This window comes from Chloroflexota bacterium (assembly GCA_016887485.1).
GTDB lineage: Bacteria > Chloroflexota > Anaerolineae > Anaerolineales > Anaerolineaceae > Brevifilum.
Window position 1 is genome coordinate 2047202 of the sequence record CP069394.1, and the last position, 25728, is coordinate 2072929.

General features: G+C 49.1%; 26 protein-coding genes. 6 read left to right on the forward strand and 20 right to left on the reverse strand.

The annotated features are described in order from the left end of the window. Positions 1-119 precede the first annotated feature (119 nt). From JR338_09365 to glgP, 5 genes are all read right to left on the reverse strand, one after another. Complete coding sequence (locus JR338_09365; GenBank protein QRN82627.1) at positions 120-1376, reverse strand: alpha/beta hydrolase; 1257 nt, start codon at positions 1374-1376, stop codon at positions 120-122. 18 nt (positions 1377-1394) lie between these two features. After that, positions 1395-1604, reverse strand: coding sequence for a hypothetical protein (locus JR338_09370; protein QRN82628.1), 210 nt, complete (start codon positions 1602-1604; stop codon positions 1395-1397). A gap of 138 nt (positions 1605-1742) precedes the next feature. Then, positions 1743-4448 carry a hypothetical protein gene (locus tag JR338_09375; GenBank protein QRN82629.1) on the reverse strand — a complete coding sequence of 902 codons (2706 nt, stop codon included), beginning with the start codon at positions 4446-4448 and terminating at the stop codon, positions 1743-1745. A 123-nt stretch (positions 4449-4571) separates the two neighbouring features. Further along, positions 4572-5099, reverse strand: a complete 528-nt coding sequence (locus JR338_09380; protein QRN82630.1) for a DUF2179 domain-containing protein — start codon at positions 5097-5099, stop codon at positions 4572-4574. A 9-nt stretch (positions 5100-5108) separates the two neighbouring features. Next, positions 5109-7289: an alpha-glucan family phosphorylase gene (gene glgP, locus JR338_09385; protein ID QRN82631.1), complete on the reverse strand. Its 2181-nt coding sequence runs from the start codon at positions 7287-7289 to the stop codon at positions 5109-5111. 315 nt (positions 7290-7604) lie between these two features. Between glgP and JR338_09390 the strand changes: the two genes are divergently transcribed. Genes JR338_09390 through JR338_09400 form a run of 3 tightly spaced genes read left to right on the forward strand, consistent with a single transcriptional unit; the run spans position 7605 to position 10247 of the window. Beyond that, the gene (locus JR338_09390) at positions 7605-8321 is read left to right on the forward strand and encodes an HAD family hydrolase (protein QRN82632.1); all 717 of its coding nucleotides are present in this window, start codon (positions 7605-7607) and stop codon (positions 8319-8321) included. 2 nt (positions 8322-8323) lie between these two features. Further along, positions 8324-9727 carry a DUF2779 domain-containing protein gene (locus tag JR338_09395; GenBank protein QRN82633.1) on the forward strand — a complete coding sequence of 468 codons (1404 nt, stop codon included), beginning with the start codon at positions 8324-8326 and terminating at the stop codon, positions 9725-9727. Between the two features lie 10 nt (positions 9728-9737). Then, complete coding sequence (locus JR338_09400) at positions 9738-10247, forward strand: DinB family protein (protein ID QRN82634.1); 510 nt, start codon at positions 9738-9740, stop codon at positions 10245-10247. Positions 10248-10522: 275 nt separating this feature from the next. On the opposite strand, the gene JR338_09405 is transcribed toward JR338_09400, so the two are convergent. From JR338_09405 to JR338_09470, 14 genes are all read right to left on the reverse strand, one after another. Then, positions 10523-11191, reverse strand: coding sequence for an MgtC/SapB family protein (locus JR338_09405; GenBank protein QRN82635.1), 669 nt, complete (start codon positions 11189-11191; stop codon positions 10523-10525). A gap of 171 nt (positions 11192-11362) precedes the next feature. Beyond that, positions 11363-11797 (reverse strand): DUF3788 family protein, encoded by a 435-nt coding sequence (locus JR338_09410; GenBank protein QRN82636.1) that lies wholly within the window; start codon positions 11795-11797, stop codon positions 11363-11365. Between the two features lie 71 nt (positions 11798-11868). Continuing rightward, positions 11869-12345, reverse strand: coding sequence for a DinB family protein (locus JR338_09415; GenBank protein QRN82637.1), 477 nt, complete (start codon positions 12343-12345; stop codon positions 11869-11871). Between the two features lie 27 nt (positions 12346-12372). Next, entirely contained in the window at positions 12373-12795 is a 423-nt protein-coding gene (locus JR338_09420; GenBank protein ID QRN82638.1) for a hypothetical protein, read from the reverse strand. Beyond that, positions 12785-13909, reverse strand: coding sequence for a hypothetical protein (locus JR338_09425; GenBank protein QRN82639.1), 1125 nt, complete (start codon positions 13907-13909; stop codon positions 12785-12787). The genes JR338_09420 and JR338_09425 overlap by 11 nt, the downstream gene beginning before the upstream one ends. Positions 13910-13961: 52 nt before the next feature. Next, complete coding sequence (locus JR338_09430; GenBank protein QRN82640.1) at positions 13962-14747, reverse strand: GNAT family N-acetyltransferase; 786 nt, start codon at positions 14745-14747, stop codon at positions 13962-13964. A 126-nt stretch (positions 14748-14873) separates the two neighbouring features. Further along, positions 14874-15491 (reverse strand): response regulator transcription factor, encoded by a 618-nt coding sequence (locus JR338_09435; protein QRN84406.1) that lies wholly within the window; start codon positions 15489-15491, stop codon positions 14874-14876. Between the two features lie 78 nt (positions 15492-15569). Next, positions 15570-18218, reverse strand: a complete 2649-nt coding sequence (locus tag JR338_09440; protein ID QRN82641.1) for a GAF domain-containing protein — start codon at positions 18216-18218, stop codon at positions 15570-15572. Continuing rightward, positions 18190-19299 carry a hypothetical protein gene (locus JR338_09445; GenBank protein ID QRN82642.1) on the reverse strand — a complete coding sequence of 370 codons (1110 nt, stop codon included), beginning with the start codon at positions 19297-19299 and terminating at the stop codon, positions 18190-18192. The genes JR338_09440 and JR338_09445 overlap by 29 nt, the downstream gene beginning before the upstream one ends. Before the next feature lie 171 nt (positions 19300-19470). Continuing rightward, the gene (locus JR338_09450; GenBank protein QRN82643.1) at positions 19471-19662 is read right to left on the reverse strand and encodes a hypothetical protein; all 192 of its coding nucleotides are present in this window, start codon (positions 19660-19662) and stop codon (positions 19471-19473) included. A 232-nt stretch (positions 19663-19894) separates the two neighbouring features. Then, the gene (locus JR338_09455; protein ID QRN82644.1) at positions 19895-20782 is read right to left on the reverse strand and encodes a WD40 repeat domain-containing protein; all 888 of its coding nucleotides are present in this window, start codon (positions 20780-20782) and stop codon (positions 19895-19897) included. Beyond that, a complete protein-coding gene (locus JR338_09460) occupies positions 20772-21290 on the reverse strand; it encodes a class I SAM-dependent methyltransferase (protein QRN82645.1) in 519 nt (172 codons plus the stop codon). The genes JR338_09455 and JR338_09460 overlap by 11 nt, the downstream gene beginning before the upstream one ends. 92 nt (positions 21291-21382) lie before the next feature. Further along, positions 21383-22147: a hypothetical protein gene (locus JR338_09465; GenBank protein QRN82646.1), complete on the reverse strand. Its 765-nt coding sequence runs from the start codon at positions 22145-22147 to the stop codon at positions 21383-21385. A gap of 243 nt (positions 22148-22390) precedes the next feature. After that, positions 22391-22633: an SWIM zinc finger family protein gene (locus tag JR338_09470; GenBank protein ID QRN82647.1), complete on the reverse strand. Its 243-nt coding sequence runs from the start codon at positions 22631-22633 to the stop codon at positions 22391-22393. Positions 22634-22951: 318 nt separating this feature from the next. Here JR338_09470 and JR338_09475 point away from each other — a divergent pair, with 318 nt between their 5' ends. Further along, positions 22952-23164 carry a PLDc N-terminal domain-containing protein gene (locus tag JR338_09475; protein ID QRN82648.1) on the forward strand — a complete coding sequence of 71 codons (213 nt, stop codon included), beginning with the start codon at positions 22952-22954 and terminating at the stop codon, positions 23162-23164. A 92-nt stretch (positions 23165-23256) separates the two neighbouring features. Here JR338_09475 and JR338_09480 read toward each other — a convergent pair whose 3' ends face one another. After that, entirely contained in the window at positions 23257-23754 is a 498-nt protein-coding gene (locus JR338_09480) for a GNAT family N-acetyltransferase (protein QRN82649.1), read from the reverse strand. A gap of 142 nt (positions 23755-23896) precedes the next feature. Between JR338_09480 and JR338_09485 the strand changes: the two genes are divergently transcribed. Together JR338_09485 and JR338_09490 are read left to right on the forward strand one after the other, a co-directional pair. After that, positions 23897-24754 carry a hypothetical protein gene (locus JR338_09485; protein ID QRN82650.1) on the forward strand — a complete coding sequence of 286 codons (858 nt, stop codon included), beginning with the start codon at positions 23897-23899 and terminating at the stop codon, positions 24752-24754. Beyond that, positions 24744-25568: an NAD+ synthase gene (locus JR338_09490; protein ID QRN82651.1), complete on the forward strand. Its 825-nt coding sequence runs from the start codon at positions 24744-24746 to the stop codon at positions 25566-25568. The genes JR338_09485 and JR338_09490 overlap by 11 nt, the downstream gene beginning before the upstream one ends. Positions 25569-25728 lie beyond the last annotated feature (160 nt).

Consider the following 25728-nt stretch of genomic DNA (forward strand, 5'->3'; position numbering starts at 1 on the left):
CGCGCCTCCTGTTGGGTGTGGATGGTATTAGTATACAACATCACCAGTCAATGGAAAAAGAACAGCCCCCCTTTCGAACAATCCAAAAGGGGGTGAATATTCCAAAATTTACCTGAGCGTCAGTTTGTATAGGAAAAGATCCTATTTAACCAATCAAACATAACCTGATTACCTCGAGAGCGATTATCCAATTGACAATGCTCATCAGAGCCATCTTTAGCCAATGAAAATTGATACAATGTTTTATCCTTGGAAGAAACGCCTTTAATGAATTGATTCGCTTGATCAATTAGAATTTTTCCATCGCCATCGGAAACTAAGGCCAGAACCGGGCAAGTGATTTTATCCAGATCACCAACGATGTTCATCGATTTTAGAAAATCAATATTGTGATCAAACTTTTCCTGAATTGACATTTTTGTTTGATAAACACCGCCGGTAAGATCCGTATAATCCTTGAAAGCCTTTATGACTGGCTTATCTTTCATTTTCATTTCAGTTAATTTTGCAATCCATTTCAAGGGAATCTTTTTCATGATTCCTCCCCAAAAGGCCATTGTGACGCTGTAGGAGTCAATAATAGGGCTATTCGGAATCAGCGCTGCAACCCGTTTTTCCCTGGTAGCCACTTGACTTGAAACATATCCTCCAAAACTGAAACCCGTTAGCCCAATCCGTTCATCAACACCGGGGAGCTGTACAAGAAGGTCAAAAGCATTCTTGAAGGGTTCTTCATAGTTAGCCCGTTTGATCAGATCTCGATTAACATGAATGGCCCCACGGTGGCCTGGAAACTCAAATGTGAAAAAGTTATATCCATGTTGAACAGCTGAAAAGCCATTTGCAAAGAATACTTCCTCACCAGACGAATCGTTTCCGCCAATAGAAAATAAAGTTGGACGTTTGGTTCCTGTCGAATCGGGTTGCCAAAAATACCCGGGCAGCATCGTGCCTTCAAACGGCACTTCGATAATTTTGATTTCGGTTTCGAATAAAGGACAGGCCTTATGAAATGCCATCTGACTTGATTTCCAGAGACTGTCAAATCTTGGATCATTCGGAGGCGTACTATATTCAGCATTGCGATAATAATTCGATGCTCGCAAGTATGATTCTCGAGCGCTGACAACGTTTCCTTTTTCTAGTGACAAATCCCCTTGCTCTTCAACCCGTTGAGCAAGGTTGGTCCACTCGCTAATCCAACTTTCACCATCTTTCGTGTTGATGCGTCTTGCAACGTAGAGACACTCTCCAATTTCAGCAGCGCCAACACCCATATATTCCAATGTTCGCCTAAAAATGAAGTCACATTCTGCATCTTCAAAGATGCCAAAGGCTTTACTTCTTGCAGCTTGAATTATTTTTTCTTTCTTCATTTTATTCTCCTTGTTTGATTATTTAAGTTTTCTAAGAGCACACAAAGTTAGGTTCAAGTTTCCTATCCTTGCTAAAATACCAAAAAGAGCGGATTGGTCTTTCAAAGTCCCTACCATTCTCGTGAATTTTCTGTCTGAGGCTTGATTAATGGTTGAGAAAATAAAACCTTCAAATTCCATCTGCCAGTTCACGGCTATTTCGCCTTCAATCAATATTTCGTATTCCAACCGACCTCCTCCAACTCAAAACAATGGACTATTGATTTCTCAATTAAATCCGAAAGTGTGTCGTTTGAAATCACATAAAAAAGGGGAAATTGAATAAATAACACAATAAAAACTCCCCTAAAAAAGGGGAGTTTTGACTTACTTAAGAATTACAAGTTCTCGAGCTACTTGAACGGCTTCTGACCGTGAGTGGACCCCCAATTTCTGATAAATATTCTTGATATGAGTATGGACTGTACTCTGTGAAAGAAATAGTTTGGATGCAATCTCAACTTCAGAATAATGGGTGGGTAAGTAAGTTAAGATTTGAACTTCTCGTTTGGTCAGAGGAATTTGTACCGGGGAAATTTTACTTCGATCCTCATCTAATTCGTCTGGAGAAAATAATTCAAGAAATCTCCCATCTGATTGGAACAAATCTGGCAGGTATTTTTGAACAAACATCTCTTCTTCAATAAATGGACGAAAAATTTTTTCATCCTTCGCAAGTGAAAGTGCATCATTCAATAGTCCTTTGGTTTGTTCAGGCTCTTCAATTTGATCGTAGAGAGCCGCCTCAAGTATCAAAATCGGAATCAACTTACTCACCAATCCGTCTTTTGAGAGTAATTTCTTGATCTGATCAATCATCAGAATAATCTCAGCAGGATCAACGAGATTGTTATTCTCAAAACCGATTCCGTTCACAAATCTTAAATAAGCAACATAGAGTTCAAATTTCGACAGATCAATTGGGCCAAACAAGACTTCTCTAAGCCCCTCAATTATTTTGATTGCCTCATTTTTCTGGCCACTCAAAAGTAAAACGCGGATCTTGGCAGCCATTAACCAATATTGGATGAAACCAGGCAGCTTGGTTTCCTTCGCTAAATCTTCTGTCTTTCCAATGAATTCTTCTATACCTGACATGTCCTTGATTGAAAGGGAATAATTTAGATAGCTCAGGTAACAATATCCTCTGGAAATTACTTGTCTCCCCGACTCCGCAATTCGAAGGCCTACCAAATTCGATGCCCTTGCTTCGTTTATTCTATTCTGCTGAAGTTCTATTGTTCCTATTAATGACCAATATGTGCCCACAATTGGGAGCTCGTCCATTTGATATTGGTTTGCATACTTAATGAAATCAAGAGCACCATTTCTGGCTTGAGTCAATTTACCCAAAAGATAATAATTTGTTGCCAACCGAAAACCTGCTTCAAGGGCGAGATATGGTTGATGGTTATTTTTCCCAGTCTCTACAGCATTTTCATAGGTTTCGGTGCTTTTCATTAACTGCCCAATCCACCCATACGAAGCTCCAAGGAGGAGCAAACTTGAAATTCGCCAATTATCTGTCTTTTCTGGAAATTTTATTTGGGCTTTTTCAAAATAAATTATTGCGTCAGGGATATCGCCTTCATGCAGAGCAATGGTTCCAAGTATTACGTGTAATTTGGCCTCATCGACTTCCGGTAAAACCTGATTATTTATCTCAGAGTCGATGAGAACTTGATTCGCTCCATTGATATCACCCAGTTGACAGAGCGCTCTTAAATAATGCAAAACAAGAAGATTCGAAGAATATACTAGGTTTTTTGGTAATCGCGCAATATATGATCGAATTGTTTCCCAGCGCCCTTGTTGCCAAAACGCATGTAGGTTTTGAAGTAAATATTCGGCTGCTTGGTGATAATCGCCCCCCTGCAAAGCATGGTCGATAGCTGATTCTAAAAATCCATTTTCAAAATACCAACGGCTGGCTCTGTTATGCAGATCGCAAACCTCTTCTGCCAAATGAACTTTCAACTTGTGCTGAAGTAAATCTGCGAAAAGCTGATGATAACGGAACCAGATGCGCTTATCATCCAATGGGATAATAAAAAGATTATTTGTCTGCAAGAATAAAAGGCTTTTTAAGCCATTCTCCATCAGAGAGACTTTTTGACAAAGGTCAACATTCATAAACTTCAATATTGAAGTTCGTAATAGAAAAATCCGCACCTCTTCTGGCAAGGACGTCAAGACCTCATCGGTAATATAATCCGTTAAATAATTCTGATTTCCTGAAAATGTATTGATGAATGCACGATGATCCTGAGACCGCCCCAAGGCCAAGACGAATAGTTGAAGACTGGCTGCCCATCCCTCCGTTTTCTTAATTATGGTCTGTATCTGTCCCTCAGATATTTCTTCTTCAGTGTGAGCATTGATGAATTCTAACGATTCATCAGTTGAGAATTTTAATTTGTCTATTCTTATCTCCAACAAATCACCCGAGCCACGCAAACGAGCGATCGAGAAGGGCAAATCTACTCTACTTGATATAACAAGTGTTAAATTTGAGGGGAGAAAATCCAGCAGATTTTTAAAAAACCGGATTACTTCCGAACCATTGATCACTTGAAAGTCATCGAGAACCAAAACAATTCTTGATCCATAGTTAGTGATTGCATTGATGAAGGTCGATAAAACATCATCAAATGAATAATCCTGATGGAAATGAACAAAAGATTGAGTTTGCGCAAATACTTCTGAGTCAGCCCGATTGATTCCCCCAATCAAATAGCTTAAAAACCGATTGATGTCATTGTCAAGACTATCAAGAGTTATCCAAACAAACTTTGTACCCTTCCTAAGATCGCGTTCTTTAGCTATCCAGTGACTTAATAAGGTAGTTTTTCCGTATCCAACAGGGGCTGACAGAAGAATTAGTTTCCGATTTGCAGCTATACCTCTGGATAATTCATTAATTAATTCTTGGCGGGGAAGATTGTTTGAAGAGATTTGAGGTTCTTTGATTTTTGTCAATAGCAATGGATAAGTATTATTTTTCACCTCACTGCCCGGCAACAATTCATCCATAACTTTATACCTATCGACATGATCTGATTACACATCAAATTTCATGGATTATAACATGGAGAAATTCTTCACCTTTAACCAAAAAGGCTGCGAAATTCGCAGCCTTTAAATGACTAAAACCTGTTATTGCCGGAAAACACCACTCCGGCGAGGAGTCACTTCCTCAACCGTGATGTAGGCCTCCGGGTCACTTTCCAGCACCAGCGCCTCCACCTCATCGGCTTCCTTGCGGCGCACGGAGCAATCAATCATCATAAAGCTGGATTCGCGGCCGCGAGCGGGAATTTCTGTCACGCCATACCCCTGAGAACGCAGCACATCGGCGATCTGGGTGCTGTGGTCCTGGCTGATGATCGTAAAATGGCTGAAACCAATTGCCAGGCGTTTCTCGATCCACATGCCCACCACATTACCGGTAGCAAAACCGGCGGCATAGCCGATCACGTTCAGGGGGTTCTCCATATTGGTCAGAACTGACCCAATGACCACTACAAACAGCACGCTCTCAATGAAGCCCAAAATCCAGGAGATAAAGCTCTTCCCGCGCAGGGTGAACATGAAGCGCAGCGTGTCAATTGCCATGTTGACCAGCCGGGCAGCAAAAATGCCAAAGGCCGTCATCCAGGCGGCAGGTGAAGATAAAATTTCCATCAGAATACCTTACTCGCCCTGACTGCGTTCATCAATCCCGTTCAGGAGGGCTGGCTCATACATATCGGTCATGTATTCCTTAAGCATCCGCCGAGTGCTGAATTGACCGGCCAATGTGCGAATATTTTCCTTCATGTGGGCAATCCAGTCCGCCGGTAGGTCATCAGCTGATCGCTGATCATAATAGAGCGGGACAATCTCATTTTCCAAAATGTCATAGAGGCTGGCCGCGTCCAGTTTATCTTGTTCTTCGGGGGTCGCTGCATCGGGCGTCTTCTCACTGATCGCCCAGCCATTGTGGCCATTATAGCCCTCGCACCACCAGCCATCCAGGATCGAGAAATTCAGCACACCATTCAAGGCAGCTTTCATGCCCGAGGTACCGGAGGCTTCCCGGGGTTTGCGGGGGTTGTTCAGCCAGACATCCACGCCCTGCACCATATAGCGGGCGATGTTCATGTCATAATCTTCCAGAAAAGCCAGCCGCCCGCCAAAACGGGCATCCTTGACTGCCTGGTAGACACGCTGAATCATCTGCTTGCCGGGTTCATCGGCAGGATGGGCCTTACCGGCAAAGACAAACTGCACGGGTCGGCGTTCATTGGTCACGATCTTGAGCAGGCGATCGTAATCATGCAGGATCAGGTCAGCCCGTTTATAGGTCGCAAAGCGCCGGGCAAAACCGATCGTCAGCGCATAGGGGTCCAGTAAGACACCGCTAGCCACTGTCTGAACAGGATGCCGCTGAGCGGTCTGCCATTGGCCGCGCGCCCGGTTGATCGCGAAAGCGACCAGTTTTCGTTTCAGGTGCCGCCGAACGATCCAAAACTCATCGTCGGGGATATTCTCAACCTTGGCCCACATGTTGGGGTCATCAATATGATCCGCCCAATCGGAGCCCATATAGCGGGAGAACAACAGCCCCATCTGACGAGCCAGCCAGGTTTCCGTGTGGATACCGTTAGTGATCGAACCAATCGGCACCTGATCCGGCTTCTTATCGGGCCAGAGGTAATTCCACATCTTGCGGGCCACCTCACCATGTAATTCCGAAACGCCGTTTCGGAATTCGGAGAGTTTCAAAGCCAGCTCTGGCATACTGAAAGCGTCGCCGCCCCAGGATTGCTGGACTTTGGCAAGACCGATAAAATCTTCACGGGTGATGTCCAATTCAGGCCAAATATTCGCAAAGTATTTATCAATCAGCCAAAGTGGGAATTCATCATTGCCCGCCGGCACAGGGGTATGCGTGGTGAAGATATTGGTTTTGCGGATCAAAGAAATGGCCTCCTCAAAGGAGGAGCCTTTCTCCACATATTCCATCGCGCGTTCCAGAGTCAGGAAAGCGGAATGGCCTTCATTCATGTGCCAGGCAGTGGGTTCATAGCCCAATGCCCGCAGGGCACGTACGCCGCCCATCCCCAGCAGGATCTCCTGAGAAATGCGCAGTTCCAAATCGCTGATATACAGCCGATCGGTCAGTTGGCGGTCATTGGGATCGTTCTCGGGAATATTGGTATGCAACAAATAAAGCTTAACCCGGCCAACATTCAACTGATAGATCCGGGCAAAAACTTTGCGCCCGGGTAGATCAATCGAGATTTTGAGCGGCTCGCCGTTCTCATCCATCAGACGGATCAGCGGGAGGGAATCAAAATCAATCGGAACATTATCCGCATGCTGCCAGCCATCTTCACTGATGCGCTGGGAGAAATAGCCGTAGGTATAAACAAAACCAACGCCCACCAGGGGGATCCCCAGGTCGCTGGATTCTTTCAAGTGGTCACCGGAAAGAATGCCCAGGCCACCGGCATAAACCATCAGGGATTCATGCAGGCCAAACTCAAATGAGAAATAGGCCACCAGGTCATCCTTCATTTCCGGATAGGTCTGGGTGAACCAGGTGTCTTTCTCGTTCATATAGCGGTCAAATTCACGCACTACCCGGTCATATTTATCCAGGAAATACCGATCATCGGTCATAGCATTCAGCCGGGACCGCTCCACATCCCGCAGGAAAGCCACGGGGTTGTGATAGGTATCTTCCCAAAGAAGTCCATCAATATCCTTGAAGAGCCGCTGGGCCTCCGGATGCCAAACCCACCATAGGTTGAATGCCAAATCGCCTAACCGTTTGAGGCGGCGGGGCAGGTTAAATTTCACGGGGCGTTCTTTAATAATATCTACCATAAATCAATTCCTCTATTTTAAAATGGAATGCCTGCCGAAAATAACGCGAGGTCATTTCCGCAGGAAGCCAGTACTCATTTTAGAGTCAAAGTCCATCACTGAGGTTCATCGTCCAACAATTAATCATACCACAAAGGCCTTTTGGAGAGATTTGCCCAACAGGTAAGTATTAACGAACTTTAACATAGTCATTTTGGGTCAAATTTGAGGGTGAGCGACCCAAAAAATAAATAATTCGGACGCGCCTGTGTTGGATTTTGGGAACCGCCATCCGTTATAATCAGATTTATCATAAATTTGGACAAGGAAATTTTAATGACATTGAATATGATTGCCTTTGACGCTGACGACACCCTCTGGCATGGCGAGGTGCATTACACTGAGGCCCAGACGGAGTTGCGGAGCATTTTAGCGCCCTGGAGTACCCCCGCTGAGATCGATCGGCTGATGGACAAGATCGAGATGCAGAACCTGCCCCTCTATGGTTATGGGGTTAAGGCCTTCACCCTTTCCATGATGGAAGCGGCCGTCGCCCTCACCAATGGTGAGATCAAGGGCAATGAAATCGGTCAGATCCTTGCCCTGGGCCGCCAGATGCTGGAGGCCGAAGTACGGTTGTGTCCCAATGTCGGCCAGACCCTGCAAACGCTTTCGCAAACTCACCGCCTGATCGTGATCACCAAAGGGGACCTGCTGGACCAAACCGAGAAGGTCGAACGTTCCGGCCTGGCGCGCTATTTCTCAGCGGTTGAGGTCGTTAATAAGAAAACGCCGGAGATCTATCAGGCCATCCTCGACCGTTACCAGGTTGCCCCGCAGCACTTCCTGATGATCGGCAACTCCCTGCCCTCAGATATCATCCCTGTGCTGGCCCTCGGCGGCACGGCTGTCCACATCCCCGCGGATACCACCTGGGCGCATGAGATGGTCGACGACTTTGATAGCAGCCAACCAGGCTTCTACGAACTGGAAGGCCTCGCCCAACTGCCCGACCTGATCTACAACCACCTGTCCCATAAACCTGAAGGGTAATTATGCTCACCAAGTCGGATTTCCTGCTTTTCCTGGATGCCCCGATGCACCTCTGGGCTAAAACGCGTGACGCCCTGGAGGAAAGAACACCGACTCTGCTGGATCAGCATCTGCGTGAGCAAGGTCAACAAGTGGAAGCACTGGCCCGAGAACACCTTCAAGAACATATCGCTGCCCATTACGACCAGGCCCAGCTGCTCTGGCAATTCGCCTATAACGACGGCCGTTATGAGGTCCGGGCGGATGGTATTGTCCATGACCGCGCAGCGGATGCCTATGACCTTTATGAGATCAAATCCTCCACGCGGGTCAAAGCCGAACACGAATATGACCTCACCTTCCAAACTCTTCTGCTTGAGGCCAAATTCGACATTCGCAACGTCTATGTGCTGCACATCAACAGCAATTGCATTCTGGAAGATGAACTCGACCTGACGCAGCTCTTCACCATTGAAGATGTCACCGACAAAGTACGCCAGTTGAGGGAAGACGTTCTCTCGCTGCGTGAAGCGGCCCGGCAAGTGAACCAGATGGTCACACCTCTGCCGGAATATGCCTGCCGCACCCCCAAGACCTGCCCTTGCCCTTCGCTCTGCCACCCCAACCTGCCAGAACATCCCATATACGACCTGCCGCGGATTGGAAAGAAAGCCCTTGATCTGCGAAACCAGGGCATTCTCGATATCCGCAGCATCCCAGCGGACTTTCCGCTCAACGCCAAACAAAGACAACATATCCAAGCCGTCCAGTCTGGACAACCTCTGGTGGATGAGGCCGCCATCCGTGGCTGGCTCTCAAAATTGAGCTTCCCCCTCTACTTTCTGGATTACGAAACCTTTGGCCCTGCGATCCCGCTTTTCCCCGGTTACCACCCTTATGAACAGATCATCTTTCAATATTCACTGTATAGACTAGCCGACCCGGAAGCAGAACCGGAACATCACGCTTTCCTGAGCACCTCCCGCGAAGACCCTGAACCACTGTTGGCTGCTGACCTCCCGCAGCATATCGGTTCAGAAGGCTCCATTCTGGTCTGGTATCAATCGTTTGAAAAAGCACGCAATCAGAGTCTGGCCCAGCACTCCCCCGAGCTGGCTGCTGATCTGCTGGCAATCAACCAACGGATTCAGGACCTGATGCAGCCCTTCAGCAGCGGCTGGTACGTCCACCCGGCCTTCCACGGCAGCGCTTCATTGAAAGCCGTTCTGCCTGTACTCTGCCCCGAGTTGGACTATGGCGATCTGACCATTCAGGACGGCCAGCAGGCCATGCTGACCTGGTACCAGTTGCAGCAGGGCGAGTTCAGCCCCGAGGAGGAAGCTGCAATCCGTCAGGCTATGCTCGCTTATTGCCAGCGGGACACTTACGGAATGGTGGCGATTTGGGAGCATTTACGCAAGATCTAAGGAGTGAATAATGGATATTTCAATAGCCAATAACCAATTGAAAGCACAAGGCGAAGCCATTCTCCAACTGGCGGAAGGACTCACCCTGGAACAGGCTCGCTGGAAGCCGGATGAAAAATCCTGGTCTGTGTTGGAAGTGATGAATCACCTGGTGGACGAAGAAGTTCTCGATTTCCGCCGCCACCTGGATCACCTGCTCCATACACCAGATGCCCCCTGGCCCAAGATCGATCCCCAGGGCTGGGTGACGGCCAAACGCTATAACGAACGCCAACTGGACGCTACCCTGGCAGCCTTTACCGCTGAACGTGAAGCGTCGCTCAAATGGCTGGATACCCTCCAAAATCCCAATTGGGATTCGGCTGCCGTCATGCCCTGGGGAGGTCTTTCCGCCGGGGATATGCTGGCCTCCTGGCTGGCTCATGACCTGCTGCACCTGCGCCAGTTAATTGAGCTGCGTTATACCCTAATGGAAGAGAGCTGTTTACCCTACAGCGTCGAGTATGCTGGCGGTTGGTAGTAACATTTTTCTTCGTAGGTCACGTATGATGGCTTTGCCATCTACGTGACTTTTTTGTGTCACGCTAGAAGCGTAACCTACGGATGATCTCTCTACCCTACAGCGTTGAATACACCGGTGGTTGGTAGGAATTAAAACCCCGCCAATAAGCGGGGCTACTCTTCATTCGTAGGTTACATTAATGGCAATTGCCGTCTACGTGACTTTTTTGTGTCACGCTGAAAGTGTGACCTACATAAGATTTTCCTTTTGTCGGATTAGGGCAAACGCTTCTTCTATTCCACTTTCAAACTGCGCACACCTTCAATATCCGAGAGGCCATCAACCAACTCTTCCAGCGTCTGATCACGGTGGATTCGCGCCACAATTTGGATCCTGATGCGTTTATTCTTCACATGCTTCTGGATCGTGAAGCTCAGTAAAGTATCGGCAAATTCATTCACCAGCTGGCGAATCTCTTTGACAACACCCTTTCGATAATCCGCTTGGAGGGAGATATAGCGGGAGACTGAAGTCCTCACAAAGCGATTTTCAATCACGTTGAGTAAACCAAGGACCAACAGCATTAATGCCGTGGTTATCACGCCAATCAGATAATAGCCTGCGCCCACAGCCAGGCCGACAATCGCCATCGTCCAAAGCGAGGTCGCGGTGGTCAGCCCCTTGACGTTGAACCCATAGCGCAGGATTGCACCGGCACCCAGGAAACCGATACCAGAAATCACCTGGGCTGCAAGGCGGGCCGGGTCGGCCGGCGTGCCTGGCCGGGCAAACAGATATCCCAGGTTCACGGACAGCACCATTGCCAACGTGGCACCGATCACCAGGATCATATGGGTCCGCAGACCGGCGGGTTGGTTGTCCCGCTCGCGCTCAAAGCCAATCACGGCGCCCAATGCAGCGCCCAACAAAATTCTAAGGATGATTTGGGTTTCTGAAATCATAAATCCAGTTCTCTCCTATCCAATCAGCCCAACCGGAAGAAGCAATTTCCGGATTTGCAAAAAGAGCCCTGCCAGAGGGTGAGATCAGGGATCATTTGTCTAATTTTCGCTGATTTGTCGTTCTTAAGGTTAAAATACCCTGCCCATTTTGTCAACTCGAGCCAAATCGGTTCAAATGTCAGATAATCGCTTAAAATCCAGCAGCAGCCGCAACCCCACAAAGTCGGTGTGGTCTTCGATCCGCACCCATAACCAGCGGCCCTGGGGCAGAGATGAGATCGTGTTGAGCTGCTCACGGAACTTGGTGTTGAAGTAGTTGATCTTATCCAAAGCACGCTCATCTTCCTCCGGTGAGAGGATCACCAAAGCTGAAAAAGCTCCTCGTTCCGGGAAAAGGGCGACCAGCTGCCGGGCATCCTGACGGAACCGGACAGCCCAGCCATGCTGCGCGCTGTAATAAATCCATTCCGGCGAATACTCGGGGAAAGCCTCCGCCAGATAGGCTGCCACATCATCCCAAACCGGCAGGACCTCCTTGCCAATGGTTTTTCGGACGAGTTCGGGTTCGGGTTGTGTCTCCCGCTCTAAAAAACGTTCATGTGCCATAGTTAATCATATTCTTTGGACAATCTGGATTAGATTAATCTTATCATTAAAGGTGATTGGGACAGAATCAATTACAGCCAAACCTTCTGATCCCAATCGATTTGTTCCCACAACTCCCGCATGATCTCCAAATGACCAAGATGAAGGGCAGTATGCTCAAGCGCATGGGCCAACGAGAAATTGCCATCGAAATAATCCTTGTGGATGGCCGAATAACGTTTCTTTTCCAAATCTTCCATGGTGCAGTTTTCCAACACCTGATGAACTGTGGTTTCCGCCGCACGGATCAGCTCATGTAATTGGAACTTGGAAAAGCCTCTGACTGTAAATTCCTCACCGCGGTCTCGTTTCACATCCTGACCGCCCAGCATGGCGCCGATCCAATAGTGCAGAGCCGCTGTGGTGTGCACCACCAACACGGTGATGGAATTCACCGCGGGATCAGGCGTCCAGTCCAGCGCGTCCTCGGAAAGGTCTGAAAAAGCGCCATCCATGCGCTCCAGCAATTCCGAAAGCATTTTGTCATAAACTTCAAAATAAGCCAGCATATCCGATTCCTTCCTCGGGTCCAACCGTTATGGCATGGACGACTCGGCCAAGGTGAAATGATATTCCGCCAGGGTGACTGTAGGTGCGCCTGGCCACCAAACCCTAATGCAATAGTCCGCATCCCGGTCCAAGTCATCCGGTGCGCCTTCCACGCCCAAAGGAATGGCAAATGCCCACTCAGGCGGGGTAACCGGGAAGCACTTGCCCACTGGCCACCATTTCAGCGCTGTATCCTCCTGCACCAGTTGGGTATATACACAATTCCCTTCTGGTAAGGTTGTGGTACCCATTAATACTACCCGGATGCCAGGTTCCACCAAGACATCCTGAACCTGAATTTGATACTCCGCGGTCGTTTCCGGTTCAAGTGTCTGGGTCGGGGCAGGTGAACAACCGAACAACATCCCTGCCATTATCGCAATTAGCAGAGATGTGACTTTAGATTTCATAGCCTGGGGGCTTCCGTTTTGATTTCTTGGTGAAATGATCGGTTTCCATCATCTTTTCCAGCACCACCAGGATGGTCACTACGGCGATAGCCATCGCCCAACGCCCGTCCCAGGTCTTTTGTACTTTCATCTCAGCCGTAATCCCAAGTTCCTTGCCATCCTGTGACCAGGCCGCATAGACAGGGGAAGACAGTGAAACGGATTGCCAACTATCCTGTCCGGCCTCATCCCTCAAAGAATGCGCGACCGCTTCCAGATTGCCCACCTCGTCCAATACGAGATGACGGCCTTCAGTCCAGCCCAGTAATCGCTGTCTGAGGAACTGGCGGAAGCAAGTGGCATCTTCCAACTGCCAGGCGCCTTGCAAATGGGTCTCATTCCAATGCTGCAGCCCTGTTTCAGATGTGAGCCGTTGGCTGAACAAGGGAACCAAATCCGGAAGGACCCAGCCTGTCACCACCCGGGTGGGGATTTGGGCCGCCCGGTTGAGTGTTGCGACGAAATTAGCTCTTTCGTTTCTATCTGTGATTTCTTCCTGGGCGGCCACAGCATCATAGATCACCTTGGCCGTTGCCAGGGAGTCATTATCCACCACCATACTTTCCGCCTGAGAAATGATTTCCGGTGAATCCGCCGGAATACCCTCGCTGGGGAGCAGTTCCTCAGGTAACACTGGTTCTCCGATCCAGTTAGCTTCACCAGAGGTTGTGTCCACCCGATAGATGACCTCCGCCGTGAGCGTCTCGCCGGCCTGGATTTCTCCAACCAGCCTAAGCAACGCAATGCGCCCAATCGTCTCGACCTGCCAGGTGCCGGGCCATGTCACTTCAGGGTTCGTGAGGGTTTGGGTGGCGCCGGATGTGGGCAAAAACACCACCAGGTTCACCTCCATTGATTCCACTGCTGAAATGTTAAATGTCTCTCGGACCTTGTATGTTAAATTGGCCGGAATCCAATATAAGGAGATCAGGATGAAACTGAGGGCCAATACCGCTACAACCACCCTGGCACTCCAGCGCCGAGTCTTACGGCGAGCGAATATTTTCTTCTTTTTCTTTTTCTTTGGTATCTCGATGGAATCCAAATTTTCTTGTTCTTGATTTTTCATAGCCATAGCTTTGCTCGTTTTAATTTTGGTGAGAGAGATAAGCTAATCAATGAATAAACTATTTTGTCAATAGCCACCAAACATCTGATCCGGTGAAGCCGCAGCGACGATAAAGACGTTCCGGATGGGTCAGGTTGTCCTCGCGGCCCGAAACGGTGGTAAACACCGCCCGATCTGCCACTCGGCGGAGAATTTCCGCCACAACAGCCTTACCAAGACCTTTTCCCTGTTCATCAGGGTGCACCTGGACCCATTCAATAGATGCCTCGCCAAGTTCCAAATCCATTTCTGCAATCCCAAGCCCTGCCTGTTTTCCGGTTTCGACCTCAACTACCCAAACCCACAAAGTGGGATCGTAGACCGGATGGTCCAGCCAGCTTCGAACCTCTGCGGCTGTCATGGTGCTTCCGGGATAACACACCCGGATCATTTCAACAATGGCTTCAATATCATTGTCCGGATCAGCGGTGACATATTGGTATTGAGGAGAACAATTATATACCGGCGGCTCTCCTTTGTGAATAATGCGGAAGTACGGTTCCCGTCGGTCAAAAGTGAAACCGTTGAATAATGATAGGGCGTCATCATGGACCAAAATGAATGAATAGGCGGCCAATTCCCGCCTCGAAAAAGGACAATCCGCCCGTTTCCGGCACCAAAGTGCCATCATCTTGCCCTCTCCCCACAAAGCCAACCCGCTGGCATCGCCAAAAGGATCCTGCTGAAGGCTTATCCTCAAACCGGCCAGATTTTTCTCCGTCTTCCAAAAAGCATTAGGCAGCGTCCGACAGGGATATTTTCGATATAGGTCAAGCAATTCCGACTTCTTATCCAAACCAACCATTTTAAGACTTATCCTCCCCTTTTCCCTCCGCCCATTAATTTGACAGTGGGTTTGATAGGCCTATGTTCAATAGGATTAATAAATTTAACCCTTGCTGGGTTATCTTGCTTTAACCAGGTGATGCAATTAGTGGGAAAGAAGGTTTTCCTGCAAGGCCTTCGCGACGGCTTCAGTCCGACTCGAGACTTGCAGTTTATTCAGGATGCTGCTCACATGGAATTTTACCGTTGATTTACTAACAACCAGTATCTCCGCAATTTCCGGGTTGGTCCGCCCTTCCACCAGCAGGCCAAGCACTTCTCGTTCACGCCCGGTCAGGTCAATGCCGGGATGATAAACCTGGCGGGAGGCCTGGATCAGGATCTGGGCTGCTTCAGGTGCCAGGGTCGGCTTTCCGGCATAAGCTTGCCGAATGGCATTTGCCAGATCGTCGGCATCCACGTCTTTCAACAGATACCCAATGGCGCCGGCTTTCAGAGCTCCTTCCACCAAATCCTGCTCCTTAAAGCTTGTCAGCGCAATAACCTTAACTTCGGGACAGTTTTTCAGGATCGCTTCCGTAGCTTCGGCCCCGTTCATCTTCGGCATGACAAGATCCATTAGAACCACATCCGGTTTATTCATATGGCAAACCGCAATCGCTTTTTCGCCGCTATCCGCCTGTGCCACCAGCTCAAGATCATCATAAGCCATCAGAAAAGTACTGAGACCGCTGCGGACCACCTTGTGGTCATCAACGATCATCACCCTAATCGGTCGATCAGTTTCCATCGGTCTTTCCTCTCTTCTTATGGCTCAAATCAGCTCCTCTCCTATTTTAATCTATTCCCGGCTTACGTTCCAATTCAAACGTAAAGTCGTTCCCTCACCGAGATGGCTCACCAAAGTCAATTCAGCGCCAACTGTCTCCGCTCTTTCTGTCATGATTTCCAAACCCAGGTGGCCAGCGGGGATATCCTCCCTGGTAAAGCCCTGCCCATCATCACTGATGGACAGCGTGGCTTCCTGCCCCTGGCAATTAAAGCGGAACCAAACCTTGGAGGCATCCGCATGTTTGAAGATATTGTTCAGGCCTTCCTGCGCGATCCGATAAAATACATTCTTCACTTCAACGGGCATCCCACAATCGACTGGAGCTTCCACCAAGAAATCCACCGGCACGCCTGTCCGCCCGGAAAAGGCATTGACTAAATGTTTAAACAATTCAGCCGGGTCAGCATCTTCCAGCGCCGAAGGGCGCAACTCCATCAAAAGAGTCCGCATCTCACCCAGCGCGCCTTTCGTAAGCTGACCAAGTTCTTCCAACTGTTTCTGCGCCATCTCAGGGTCTTTCGCCCAAATCTTGGGGAGTACCTCTGCAATCAGGCTGGTTGAGAACAAAGTCTGTGTTACGGCATCATGCAGATCACGGGCGAGCCGATTCCGTTCTGCGATCACTGCCGATTCCTGCGCCTTGCCTTTCAGCACATTACTGGTAATCGCCAACGAGGCTTGATTAGCCAAGATCCTAGCTAGGTTGATGTCTTCCGGGGAGAAAGTCCGCTCCTCGTCATAGAATAACACCAACCCGCCAAATACCGCTTCCTCCACCAAAAGGGGAACACAGATCGCTGTGCGATAATCCCCTTCGACCAATTCCCATTTCCGGCTGGCCTTCATTGTCAGCGGATCAATCCGGGAATAGATCAATAAACGATCTAGGAAAATGCTCTCTCGCAATATCCCGGCGCTGGTGGATTGCAAGTCTGTCAGGTCAATCGGCCGGGTGATGCCTTGCGGATAGGCAGACCGCACCCCTATCAGGTCTCCCTGGCGGTCAAATACCACCGCTTTACTCGCTGAGGTCAGCCCAACAGCTTGTTGGACAATAAAGTCGAGGCTCTTTTCCAACGGTTCATTGGTATTCAATAAACGAATGACCTCACTCAACCCTGAGGCTATTTGGCGCCGGCGTTCAATTTCATTGGTACGCTCAAAGACCTGCAAAGCCAGCATCTTGCGTATCCTTTCACTTTGCGCCAGACGCCAACGATAACCCAAAACCACACTCGCCGCCAGAACTAAACCAACCAATCCAATGAACCACCAGGTGGCCCAGAAAGGCGGTTTGATATTGATCATTACGCAAGCCCCATCCGAGTTCCAGAGGGCATCATTATTTGCGGCGATCAGCCTGAAGGTGTAGCTACCCCAGGGCATGTTGGGATAATCCGCATACCTGCGAGTTCCTGAATAGACAAAATCTTCGTTCAGGCCCTCCATCATATAGGCATATTGGTTCCGGTCCGGTGCTGTATAGTCCAGTGCAGCAAACTCAAAGGAAAGGAAATTCTGGCTCTCCGTCAAGGTGAGTGTCGTTGTGCAGTCATTGATATTTGTCTCCAATACCTTATTGAAAAGGGAAATGGAGGTAATCACGACCGGTGGAATGTGGTTATTTTCCGAAATCTGGGTCGGATAAAAAGCATTGAAGCCGTTCACACCGCCAAAATACAGTGAGCCATCATCCCCCATCGCATAGGCTTTCGGATTAAAATCACTGCCCTGGATCCCATCCTGGCTGTCATAAATGCGCACCAACCCGGAATCGGGACTTAGGCGTGCTAACCCATTGCCGGTGCTGAGCCAAAGGTAGCCAAATTCGTCTTGGGCAATACCAAACACCCGGTTGGAGGGCAGCCCATCCTGGGTAGTGTAATAGCTAAATTGTTCCGTGAGGGGGTCAAACCGGTTTAGGCCACCGCCGGCTGTCCCCAACCACAACGTGCCCGTATTATCGCTGACAATATTTGTGATACTGTTGTGGCTTGGGCCGCTCGATGTGCCGTTATATTGATAGGCCTCAATCTCGCCACTGGCAGAATCAAGCCGAACCAATCCCTGGGACTCCGTGCCCAACCAGACAATCCCATTCTCATCCACAAAGATTGTCACCACCATATCTGCTTCAAGCCCCGGCAGTGCGGTGGATGTCAATTGATAACGTTCGATCTGACCCTTGGACGAATCCAGCCGCAACAATTCACCAGTATCTTGGCTGAACCACAACGACCCTTTCGAATCATGCGCAATAGCAGTTGTTTCCGAATCGCTTGCGATGACCATATACTTGATCGAAACGGGATTAAATCCGGGGATATCCGGATCATAATATTGAAGCACGCCATCAGCTGTGCTGACGTACAGAGTCCCATCCGGTCCCACATCCAGCAGTACGATCTCATTGTTTTTCAGGCCGGTAAGGCTTGCCGGATCGGCTTCAAAATGGGTGAATGCACCGGTCACCAGGTTCATCCGGTCCAGGCCTGAATCCGCTGTCCCAATCCAAAGACTATTTCTTATGGCGTCATAAGCCAAAGCAGTGATATTATCCGCTGCCGGGGAGTTGGTGTTTCTCGAATTATGCTGATAAAAACCGAACGCTCGGGTGCTGGGATTAGCCTTATTGATTCCCCCCCCCCAGAGTGCCAAACCACATAATTCCGCCGCTGTCTTCAAGAATCGCCCAAATCTCATTCTGGTTAAGGCTGTTCGTATCGGAATCGTCATGCGAATAGACTTCCACTTGCAGCGCATCCCCCTGATAGTCCGTAATCAAGTTCAAGCCGCTTTCTTCCAACCCAACCCAAAGCCCACCGGAGCGATCCAGATATAGGGATGTGATGATATCACTGCTCAGAGAATTGGGGTCTTCTGGACTGTGCGTATAGATTTGATAGGTACGGCTGGGCCGGCCAAAATGCAACAGTCCATTTTCAGTGCCCACCCATACACCCTGGCCGCCATCGCCAGTGATGGCATTCACATGTGAAACCCCCGTAGTTGCCCGGTCCAAGTATCGAGTGAACATTCCCGTCTCGGGGTCAAACAAGTTTAGCCCATCTGCGGTGCCAACCCAGATGATCCCATCCTCGTCCTCATATAAGGCCAAGACTTCATCGTCACTGAGTGATGAGCGATGTTCAGGATCATGGGTATAGGTTGTAAAGCCCTGTAGATCTCCATCCAAAACGCTCAAGCCCGACCGAGTGCCAACCCAAAGCTGACCATCCGTGGTCATCAACAGCGTATTGACCCGCTCCGAAGGCAGAGCGCGCGGGTCACCCGAATCGGGTTGGAAGTGTCGAAATCTGCTGGTCTCCCGATCAAAGCGATTCAAGCCACCATAATAAGTCCCAACCCAAAGTATGCCTGTTGGATCTTCCACAATGGAAGTAATAAAAGCATCCGAAAGGGCTGCCGGGTTATCCGGATCTGTTTTATAAACAGTGAAGTCATAACCGTTATACCGGTTTAAGCCCTCCTGGGTGCCAAACCAGAGAAAACCCAGATGATCTTCCATGATTGTGCGAACGGAATTTTCAGAAAGGCCATCAATTACTGTGAGGTGGTCAAAGCGCATATAACCCGCGCCATAGCCAACCGCTGACCACCCGGTTTGAGCTGGGATGGCACCAGCCGTGGCTGCATCACCCGAAGTGATCGAACTTACCAGCAAGCCGACCATCAGAAATCCAATAATTAGGTTATGGGTGAGACGCTTAACGGACATTTTTAGCTTTCAGGATAAATATACGCCATACCCTATTTTATTCGATAAATTCCCCATATCCTGGTGGATTAAAGACTAAACCGGAAGTCGAGTACTTCCGGTTTAGTCAGAGGAGAAAATGATGTTCTTTTTAGGTAAGCTTGGTCAACTTTCCTGAGGAGTTGTTGAGGCCTAGATCTGCTGATCCAGCCCACCACCGATCGAAAATCCTATGCCTGCACCCAGCCCGATGATTGCCAGGTACAAGCCTTGCCCGCTCAACTGATATAGTGAAAGAGCAAGGATGCCACTGAGTGCTATCCCAATGGCTGCGCCGAACAGGGCTTTCTTCCATTTATTGTCGTTCTGTTTTCCCAAATTCATGCGCCAGTACGGTTTTCCATTTCGTTTCGGTAAGTGGACCATAGGAGTCCTCTCATCCTGAATGCTATTATCCACCTTTTTCGGCGCTCTGCAATCGGTCAGAAGTGTTGTTTCATACCTGGCCGATTGGCCAGGTCACGCTTAAGCGTTTTTAGATTAACCAAGAACCTAATACTTCCCCATTATCCCCCTATCAAATAAAGAAATGATATAGATCTCTGCTATCAATGGGTTAATTCGATTTATCGGCCAAAATATCCCATATGCGCAGACGTTTATCCGCTGCACCCGCAACGAGCCACCGTCCATCGGGTGAAAAAGCAATGCAATAGACCCCTTTCGGCATTATTTTTTCTTTATGAACAATCTTTCTGGTGTTGACTTCAACCAAGGTGACTAAGTGATCACTCGCAATCGCCAGTATTTTTCCATCTTCGGAAAAAGCTAAATTCTGAACCCCTTGATGCTCCAAAGGCAATTCAGCCAGCAACGACCAAGTTGCCGTATCCCAAAACTTGAGCTTTTGTTCATATCCCGCTGAAACCAGAAGCTGCCCTGAGGGCGAGAACCGTGTAGATAAGACATACCCTGAATGGGCTTCCTCAATATTATCAATCAAATCCAATTCAGGGAATGAACGAATGGAAATATCATCGCCCTGGCCACCCAATGCGATTTTTGAATCAATTGGCGAGAAGGCATAAGCTGTTGTTCTCTTTGGAAAAGGTTTTACACGGTTTATAACCTCTCCAGAAGGGAATTCTGCCAGGGTCAACCAGGGATTGTCCAAAGCTGCGATCACTTTGTTATCAAGGGACAACAAAGCCGTATGTCCCTTGAAACCGTACTGTTGAACTTGTTTTCCAGTTCTGATATCCCAAAAACGAACCGTTCGATCAGTTGAGGCCGTGAGAACCTGCTGTCCATCCGAAGTAAGGCTGAGTGAATTTACGCTGTTTTCATGCCCTACAAGACTTTTTGTCAGCCGCCAATCACCAACGGTCCAAATATGGACCTGGTTATCCATCCCGGCCGACAATAGAAGTTGTGAATTCGGTGTGAAAACGACGCTTGTAATATGGCCCTTGTGAGCCATGATTTCACGTAAATTATTTAGCATTTTCCACCTCGAATCTTCTATCGAACCTGGCCCATACCGACGGCCACCCGCCACCGCCACCCGGCCGCTCCTCATTCCCCTGACGCTGCCAGGTCAACTGCAGAAAGCTCTTAAAATATTGGATATCCCGTTCATCCACACCATGAAAGCCCTGAACCATTCGCTTCTGATGAGCATAGATCAGATATACGCCACCCGGTGTCAACCAACGCTGCAGGTTTTGTCGATATCGCTCTCGTCCTTCAGACGATAAATTATGAAAACAGCCAATATCAAATATCAATTCAAATTGCCGGTTTGGCAACACATCCGTTGCAACATCTCCCTGAAAAACCTCCGCCGACACCCCAGCCTTACGGAACTTTCGACGCGCTTTTAGCACGGAAAGCAACGCCATATCCACACCTGTGACCTCCCAGCCCTTTTCGGCCAGGGTCAGCAGGTTAGTTCCCGTCCCACAGCCCAGATCAAGCGCTCTGCCAGGTTTTTCCTCTTCAATTATTTCCATCAATTCCGGAGGGGAAATGCCCGTATCCCAGGGTGGATTACCGAGATAACGCAAGTTGAATTGAAGCCATCGGGGAAGCCTGTGAATGAGCCTCATTGCACGACAAAGCCTATCATTTCCATCCGGTAGCCCTCACCCTGACCATTATCCGCTTCCCAAAACAGAACCCCAATTCCTTCACAGAATGTGGCCTCTTCCGTACCAACATCCTCCGATGTAACCACGTTATAGCAGACCTTTGTGCCGCTTTCGGAAACTACCTGATTGAATGGGCCTTGCGCAAACCGGGTACCGATCTCAAAATCCTCCTCACTGGTACGAAGCCAGGGATTGGGAACCCAACCGCCCTCATCCTCCGGGAAGGGTAAAACCCATTCCAACCAGGCATCATCCAGATCTGCCTCCACCAGCCCTTCATACCGGTAGACATTTTCACCATCCACAAAATAATAATATGAACCGACAGGAGGATAGGAAGGGAAATCCAAGGGTGGGTCACCCAGCGTCAGCTCTATCGTCCGTTCGACTTCTGCAACGTAATGACCCTGCAAAATGCCACTATACACAACCGTCTCCGTCACCCGCCAGTGGGCTTCTTCATCCGGAGAGTAACCCAGGTAATCATAGACCCAGGTGCTGCCGACCCACAGCGGGAAAATCCGCAAGGTGTTCAACGTGGCAACATCCAGCGCCGGAGTGGGCGGAATCTCAGTTCCCATCTCAACCTCTGCCGGAAGGCTGGGCTGGGCAGTGAACTGGGAAAGGTCCACAGTGGCCGAAGATGCCAGCCGCAGACAGCCGCTGGTCAGCATCACGAGTATGAGAAAGCACAAAATTCGGGTCAGGGTTTTCTTCATATGGTAATTAAGTATACCTTTTTCCAATTGTGGACGTCTGTATTTATCTGAAATATTTTTATGAGGATAAGCCAGGTAAATAATATTAAGCATATATCAACTGGACAACGTCTACCGGAATGAACGCCCGATTAATCCCCTTGAGGAGCGCCAACCTGGATTGATAAAAATGAAGTAAAAAGGCCGTGGAAAATCCACGGCCTAAGGTTTTAATAAGCAGTTAGTGATCGGGAAAATAAAAGCCTAGACCGCTTCGGCAATATCAACCATGCCTTCAAGGATCATCTCAAGCGCCATGGTATGACTGCAGCGACCGCGCGATTGGAAGAAATCGCAATCACAATCCCATTGACCGTTATTATAGGTCACCGTATGGTCATTGTTCTCGCCCTCAAAGGTCACAGTAAATTTCGTAAAAGTGATCCGATCGCGTTGGTTCGCATAACGTTTGGCTTTTTCAATTTTGCCGATCAATCCGGAGTCCATGATGCACTTGTCCTTTCGATAGGTAGGGATATAAAAAAGAGCACGCGCGGGGTTCACCCGGCGTGCTAAAAGTCACTTTTACGTGCTACAGGTCTTTGCATTTACACTCGTTGTCCTTGCATAAAGTTGATTCAGTATATCCCGAACCAGGCTCAAAGTCAACGCAAGAGATTGGTTATTAAGGCTAAATGTTTCTTATATGGGAGATTTATGAAATTAGCACCGACTCCCATGTTCCGGGTTTTTATCTACCTGTCCCTAAGCACAGCCAGCGCTATAATACAAGAGTCAACAATGAAAATAAATGAAAGGATAAAAATGAGTCTAGTTAGCGTCATTTTTAGTAGCTTCAACATTCTAGTCGTCCTGGCCTGGATCGTCCTCACCATTGTGACCCTCTTACAACTAAAGGATCGGCCCCTCTCCGCCACGAACAAAGTCCTTTGGGTAATGGTAATCTGCTGTATTCCCATTCTGGGGGCCATTGCCTTCTTCATCATCCAGCCCGCCAAGGAAGAGCCAACCGAATAATAATTAACAAGCTCATTGAAGTAAAAACCCCTGCTGAAAATGCATATTCAACAGGGGTTATTTTTATTATGATCAAATCCGGGTCTATCAAACTACGGACGGCAAACTTTCTCCAGGACCAAGGCATCTTCGCCACCGACATAATACTTCAGCCAGCGGTCCACCTGCTGATATCCATTGACTTCATATAACTTAATCGCGCCGGTGTTGGATGCGCGCACGCTTAGCCGAATCCTGCGCATATCGAGCACATCCTCTGCCCGCTCCAATAAAGCCTGCGCAATCCCCCGTCTGCGATAAGCAGGGTCCACCGCCAGGGTAGTGATCCATCCCAGATGTTTACTGACTTCCCGTTCTCCACCGATAAATCCGACCAGTTTGCCATCCAATAATGCCTTGAATCGGACAATTCCTGGCAGGGTCAACACTCCGATCAGATCCCAAAAAGGCCAATGATCTTCCGCCCGGAAGCAGGCCTTTTCAAGCTGACTGAGCTGGGCGTAATCCTTCCAATCCGCTTCCAGAATCACCCAGCGGCTCTCACGATCCGCAGACCGTCCTTGAATCTCGCTGGAAATAGTCATCATCATAAAAAATCTTGGTCTATATCTAAGAGAAATATGTTTTCCTATTATACCTGTTATCTACAAGATGCTATCCAGAGGTCTTGCTCGTTTAAAAGAAAGTAAAATAGAGACACACTGACTTTCTGCTGTAAAGAAAAGGTCCCTAATGAAAATCAATATCGCCCTGGCACAATTCAATACCAAACTCGGAGAGGTCCAGGCCAACCTGGCCACCCACCTGGCGCTGATCGAAGAAGCCAAACAAAAAGGTGCAGATTTGATCATCTTCCCCGAGCTCTCCCTTACGGGTTATGTCTTGCAGGACCTGGCCGTGACCACAGCCATCCAGCCCGACCAGAACGATCCCGTGTTCAATACCCTGCTGGATGCCAGCAAAGATATTGACCTGATGGTCGGCTTCGTCCACGAAGACCGGCGGCACAGATTCTACATCGCCTCCGCCTACCTGGCAGAAGGCAAGATCGTCCATATCCATAATAAAGTCTATCTGCCCACTTATGGCATGTTTGACGAGGGGCGCTTCTTTGCCTGGGGAGATTCAGCCCGGGCATTCGACACCCGCTTTGGCCGGATGGGTATGTTGATCTGCGAGGATTTCTGGCACGCATCCCTGCCCTACCTGCTCTGGCTCGATGGGGCGGATGTGTTGCTCTTCCAATCCGCTTCACCTGGCCGCGGGCTGACAGCCGAACCCCGCCTGAGCAGCTCCGCCTGGGTGGAACACACCAACCAAGCCTACGCCAGCTTGTTCACGGTCTTTGTCGCCCATGCCAACCGGGTGGGCTATGAAGATGGGCTGAACTTTTGGGGCGGCTCCACAATCTTTGATCCCGATGGCAACCTGATCGTCAGGGCAGCGGATTTTGAAACGTCACTGACCGTGGCCGAAATTGACCTCAATCAATTCCATCGCTCCCGCGCCCGGCTACCGCTCCTGCGGGATGAACGCACTAACCTGGTCCAAAGTGAACTGAATAGGATATTGGGCAACCATGAAAACTGATCTGACTATCAATACCAAACTGGCTGAAAAGATCCTCACCGGCTTCATCCGCACGGAACTGCACCGGGTGGGCATCACTAAAGCGGTACTTGGGCTTTCAGGCGGAATCGACTCCGCCCTCAGCCTCTACCTTTCCGCCCGCGCCCTGGGACCGGAGAATGTCCTTGCGGTGCGCATGCCCTATAAGACCTCGGCGGCCGATACCCTTTCGGACGCCCAGACCATGATTGACGACCTGGGTGTGCAGTCGCTGACCGTGGAGATCACCGACATGGTGGACCCACTCATTCAGCGTTATGAAGATATGGACCGAATACGGGCCGGCAACATCATGGCCCGGATGCGGATGATCGTGCTCTATGACCAATCAGCGGTTTTTCCTGGGTTGGTGATGGGCACCAGCAACAAGACAGAAATCCTTCTTGGCTATTCCACCATCTTTGGCGACTCCGCCGCCGCCATCCAGCCGATTGGCGATCTGTATAAAACCCAGGTGCGCCAGCTTTCCAAAGCCCTGGGCGTGCCGGATTCTGTGATTGATAAAGCCCCATCCGCCGACCTCTGGCAGGGGCAAACCGATGAAGCCGATCTGGGCTTCACCTATGCCGACGTGGATCAGCTGCTTTACCTGTTGGTAGATCAGCGCTACCGGCCGGAAGATTGCGTGGCAGAAGGCTATGACCCGTCCTTTGTGGATCAGGTTGTGGAGCGGATCCGCCGCAACCACTTCAAGCGGGTGATGCCGCCGGTCGCCAAGCTCTCCCAACGCACGATTGGGTATGACTTCCTCTATCTCCGGGATTGGGGAACGTAAATTTCGTCATTGCGAGCCCCAACATACTTTATATAACAGCCCTGTTTAGGGCTGTTTTTTGTTTATATTCATTGGAAATATAAACCTTATCACAAAGGAATACTGAGATTGCTTCGTCGCTATCACTCCTCGCAATGACAAGAGTTTTGTCATTGCGAGG